We start from the raw sequence: 5,060 nt of genomic DNA on the forward strand, positions 1-5,060 counted from the left end.
ACGCACACCACCCCGCCCGCGCGCTTTTCCCACGGCGTACGCAAGGGAAACCTCCTCCAGGTCGCCGGGCAGGTCGGCTTCGGGCCCGCCGTACCCGGACAGCCGCCGACCCCGGTCGGCCCCGGGCTGCGCGAACAGACCCTCCAGACGCTGGAGAACGTCGCCTCGGTACTCGCGGAAGGCGGCGCGAGCTGGGAAGACGTGGTGATGGTGCGGGTCTACCTCACCGACACCGACCACTTCACCGAGTTCAACGCCATCTACGACGAGTACTTCACCGATCGAGTGAAGGTGCCAGCCGCCCGCACGACGGTGTACGTCGGGCTGCCGGCCGGGCTGCTGGTGGAGATCGACGCACTCGCCGTACTCGACTGACGGTCTGGCGGGGTCCACTCGGACGTCACCGGTTCGGGGCAATCGACACCCCCGGCCGTGACGGCCGCCGCCCGCACGACGTTCTCCCGTACTGACGATCCGCCAGGCAGCGCCGTCCGTACGGGAGGACACCCCCATGGCGCCAACAGCGCCAACAGCGCGAACCGCACGAACAGCGCGAACAGCCCACGCCCGCCGCCTGCGCGGCGCGCTCGCCGCGCTGCTGCTGGGTGCCACGACCGCCCTCCCGCTCGGCGTCACCGCCGCGCCGGCAGCGGCGTCCCCGGCGGCCGCGCCGACGGCCGCCGCCACCGATCTGGCGGGGACCGTCGCGCTCGGCAACTGCTCCGGTGCACTGGTCAGAACGCCCGATGCCGGTCCGGACGACCCCGCCCTCGTCCTGACCAACGGGCACTGCCTGGAGAGCGGCATGCCAGAACCCGGCCGGGTGATCGTCGACCGCCCCTCCAGCCGCTCCCTCACCCTGCTGGCCGCCGGCGGCCGGGAGGCCGCCACCCTGCGGACCGCGAGGATCGTCTACGCCACCATGACCGGCACCGACCTCGCGGTGTACCGACTCACCACCAGCTACCGGGAGATCGAGGACCGCCACGGCGTCCGCCCGCTGGAGATCGCCGCCGCGCGCGGCACCCCCGGCGCGCGCATCGACGTCGTCTCCGGCTACTGGAAGCGCGTCTACAGCTGCCGGCTCGACGGTTTTGTCCACGAACTCCACGAGGACGGCTGGGTGATGCGAGACTCCCTCCGGTACACCTCCGGCTGCGACACCGCCCCCGGCACCTCCGGCGCCCCGGTCGTCGACCGGGAGACGGGCCGGGTGATCGGCGTCAACAGCACCGCCAACCGGGGCGGCACACCCTGCGCCCTGCACAGCCCGTGCGAGGTGGACGGGAACGGCGACACCACCACCCGGCGCGGGATCGCCTACGGCCAGCAGGTCCACGCGCTGACCGGCTGCGTCACCGCCGGCGGCCGGCTCGACCTCACCCTGCCCGCCTGCACCCTGCCGAAGCCGTGAGCGCAAGGCGGTCTTGCCGTCACCCCGCCGAGCCGCTGGAACGCGGCCACCCCACCCGACCACGGGGGCCCGCCCGGAGCTGTGCCGCCAGATGACCGAGACACACAGCAGAGCAGACGACGAGGGCGCGCGGGATCTCAGGACCGACGCGCGGGTGCGGCTGCGCCACATAGGGCCGGGGCTGGTCGTCGCCGCGACCGGGATCGGCGCGGGGGACCTGGTGGCGACCCTGGTGGTCGGCAGCCGCTTCGGCTACGGGCTGCTGTGGGCGGTGGTGGTGGGCTGCGTGATCCGGGTGGCGATGGCCGAGGGCGCGGCCCGCTTCCATCTCGCCAGCGGGCGCACGCTGTTCGACGGCTGGCGGCGCATCGGCCGGTGGACGCTCTACTACTTCGGCGTCTACATCGTCCTCTGGGGCTTCGTCTACGGCGCCACCGCGATGTCGGCGAGCGCGCTGCCGCTGGTGGCGCTCTTCCCCGGAGTGGCCGACCTCAAGGTCTGGGGCGTCGGCTGCGCGCTGCTCGGCCTGGCGTTCGTCTGGTTCAACCGGTACGCGGTCGTCGAGCGTGTGCTGACCGTGCTCATCGGCACGATGTTCGTGGTGGTGGTCGTGCTGGCCGTCCGGGTGCTGCCGGACGCCGGGCGGGCGTTCACCGGGCTGGTGCCCACCCTGCCGGAGGGCTCGCTGCTCTACACGCTCGGCGTGATCGGCGGCGTCGGCGGCACCATCACGATGGCCGCCTACGGCTACTGGGTCAACGCCAAGGGCTGGCGCACCCCGGCGTGGATGCGCATGATGCGGCTGGACAACACCACCGCGTACGTCACCACCGGCGTCTTCACCATCGCCATGATCATCGTCGGCGCGGAGCTGCTGCACGCCACCAACATCACCCTCGCCGAGGGCAGCCGGGGTCTGCTCGACGTCGGCGACGAGCTGGAACGCCGCTTCGACGCGCCCACCGCGAAGCTGTTCCTCGTGGGCTTCTTCGCCACCAGCTTCTCCTCGCTCGTCGGCGTCTGGCACGGCGTGAGCCTGCTGTTCGCCGACTACGTCGCGCACATGCGGCACGGCGCGGCGGCACGCGGCACCGAGGAGGTCGCGGCGCCCGGCACCGAGGAGGTCGCGGCGGGCGCCCGGGAGCGCTCGGCGCCCTTCCGGGGCTATCTGCTGTGGCTGACGTTCCCGCCGATCGCGCTGCTGTTCCTGGACCGGCCGTTCGGGCTGGTCATCGCGTACGGCGTGCTCGGCTCGCTTTTCCTGCCCTTCCTGGCCGGCACGCTGCTGTGGCTGCTCAACCGGGGCCCGGAGCGCGGCGGGGTCCCGGAGGAGTGGCGGAACGGCCGGCTGTCGAACGTGATGCTGCTGCTGTCGGCCGTGCTGTTCCTGGTGCTGTGCGTCGAACAGGTCCGGAACCTGCCCTGGTGACCGCCGGGCGCGGACGGGCGGTTGCTCACGCCACCCGCCCGCGCCCCGGTCGCCACGTACGCGCCCCTACGGAAACGCGCGTACGTGGGGGCCGACGACCGAGGACCACGCGTTCCCCGCGGACGCGTCCCAGTTCGTCGACCACGTCATCGCGCCGCGCAGGCCGGGGTAGGTGCGCGGCGGGGTGAAGGAGCCGCAGCGGGTGCCGCGCGTCAGGCAGTCCAGCGCCGCCGTCACCACGTGCGGCGAGACGTGGCCCGAGCCGGCGCCCCGGGGGGAGGCCGGCAGGCCGAGCCCCACCTGGGAGGGGTCGAGCCCGCCTTCGAGCTGGATGCACGCCAGCGCGGTGAGGAAGTCCACCGAGCCCTGGTGGTACACCTTGTTGTCACAGCCGAGCATCGAACCGCTGTTGTAGTACTGGGTGTTGACCACGGTCAGGATGTCCTTCACGGCCAGCGCCAGCTTGAAGTACTCGCTGCTCGTCGACTGCATGTCCAGGGTCTGCGGCGCCATGGTGAGGACCATGCCCGGCCCGGCGAGGCCCGACAGCTGACGCAACGCGCGCGTCAGGTAGGTCGAGTTGATGCCGTGCTCCAGGTCGATGTCCACGCCGTCGAAGCCGTAGTCGCGCATCAGGGCGTGGGTGCTCTCGGCGAACCGCCGGGCGGACGCGTCGTCGTTGACGATCACGTTGCCCAACTCGCCGCCGACGGAGATGATCACGGCCTTGCCGGCCGCCCGCTTGGCGGCGACGTCGGCCCGGAACTCGTCGTCGGACGCGTAGCCGAGGCGCGGGTCGAGGTTGAACTCGATCTCACCGGGCCGTGTCGTGGAGTCGGCGAACGCCACCGCGATGATGTCGTAGTCGTCCTGGACGTCCCGCAGCTTCTGCACGGTGGCGCCGTTGTCGAAGTTCTGCCAGTAGCCGGTGACCGCGTGGCGGGGCACCGAGACCGCGCCCGGCGGGCGTTCGGACGCCGGGGCGTCGCCGGGTACGCCGGCCGCCGACGTGGGGGAGCCGGCGGCAAGCGTGGCGCCGAGGACGAGGGCGAGCGCGCCGGCGAGCGGCAGCCCGAGGCGGGATCGTCGAAGGGGTCGCACGGTCGGCCTCCTGTGGGGGTGTGGGGGCGCGTGTGGGGACGCGTTGCTCGGTGGCCACCGAGATTCCGTTGACGAGCAGGCTGGTCCAGACCATTTGCCGTGTCAACCCCTGTTGCGGGAAGACGCGTTGGGGCGCGCGCCGGCCGGCGCCGATGAACTCGCACGTCGGCGGGACGGACCAGCTTCCGGGAAAGGTTCACCGCCGGCCCTCGCGCCGATAGTCTGGCGTGACAGCCGCAGCACGCTTGGTGAGGTCCGCGCCCAACCGCCGGACCCCGGGGGAGAGGACGGTACGTCCCACGTGAGCACCGCGATAGCCGTCACCTGTGCCGGTCTCCAACTGGACGCCACCGAACCGCACACGCCCGCCGCACACGTCCTCACGCCGCCGGGCGAGCAGACCCTCGACGACGCGCTCAGCACCATGCGCATGCTGCTCGACCAGCACGGCTACGTCATCGCCCTCTACAGCACGGCCGTCGACCCCGCCGCACGGCAACGGCTGCACACCGTCCGGTCGGTGCTGGAGAGCGACCGCGTCGCACTCGTCCGCTCCGACCTGCCCCCGCTCGGGCTCGCCGTCCTCGTACGCCAACTGCGGCAGCTCTCCACCGCCGACCTCAGTCCCGGGGTGCTCGCCGGCGCCGTCCGACTGCTCGCGCACTACGTGCACGCCGGCGCGCTGCTCGGCTCCGTCGCCCGGCTCGGACGCCTCCCCGTGCCGCTCCGCGCGCACGCCAGGTCCTGGCTGCCCGGCGGCCGCTTCGGCGTACTCGCCGCACCCGTCCCGCAACTCGTCAGGATCGGCGGCGAGGCCACCCTGGAGGGCCCTGCCTACGCCACCCGGCTGACCGTCGCGACCGGCCAGCTGAACGGCGACTGGGTCACCGGGGAGCTGGCCGACCAGTGGCGCGTCGCCTCCCTCGAACCCGCCTCACCGCCAACGGAGTCCAGCCGCTGGTGGGGCACCGGCCGCTTTGTGGAGTTCGCCGCGGCCATACCCGACGTGTCGATGCTCTACCAGATCGTCTGCTCGGTGCGGCGCGCCACCTGCCACTGGTGCGGACTCGAACTCATCGGCGACCGCTGCGTGTTCTGCCAGGCCCCGGTGCCCCC

4 protein-coding genes and 1 pseudogene are annotated in these 5,060 nt (G+C 72.6%); 4 read left to right on the forward strand and 1 reads right to left on the reverse strand.

All coding sequences use genetic code 11. The annotated features are described in order from the left end of the window. From GL263_RS21190 to GL263_RS21200, 3 genes are all read left to right on the forward strand, one after another. A partial coding sequence (locus GL263_RS21190) for a RidA family protein (protein ID WP_182857327.1) occupies nucleotides 1-375 on the forward strand: 375 nt, incomplete at its 5' end. A 136-nt stretch (nucleotides 376-511) separates the two neighbouring features. Then, entirely contained in the window at nucleotides 512-1,414 is a 903-nt protein-coding gene (locus tag GL263_RS21195; protein WP_182857328.1) for a S1 family peptidase, read from the forward strand. A 91-nt stretch (nucleotides 1,415-1,505) separates the two neighbouring features. After that, nucleotides 1,506-2,843 (forward strand): Nramp family divalent metal transporter, encoded by a 1,338-nt coding sequence (locus tag GL263_RS21200; RefSeq protein ID WP_182857329.1) that lies wholly within the window; start codon nucleotides 1,506-1,508, stop codon nucleotides 2,841-2,843. Nucleotides 2,844-2,909: 66 nt separating this feature from the next. On the opposite strand, the pseudogene GL263_RS21205 reads toward GL263_RS21200, so the two are convergent. Beyond that, a pseudogene (locus GL263_RS21205) lies at nucleotides 2,910-3,791 on the reverse strand (chitinase); the annotation flags it as partial. Between the two features lie 454 nt (nucleotides 3,792-4,245). Between GL263_RS21205 and GL263_RS21210 the strand changes: the two are divergent. Then, nucleotides 4,246-5,060 (forward strand): zinc ribbon domain-containing protein (locus GL263_RS21210; protein ID WP_182857331.1); only part of this gene is annotated, 815 nt, incomplete at its 3' end.

Source organism: Streptomyces durbertensis, assembly GCF_014156695.1.
GTDB lineage: Bacteria > Actinomycetota > Actinomycetes > Streptomycetales > Streptomycetaceae > Streptomyces > Streptomyces durbertensis.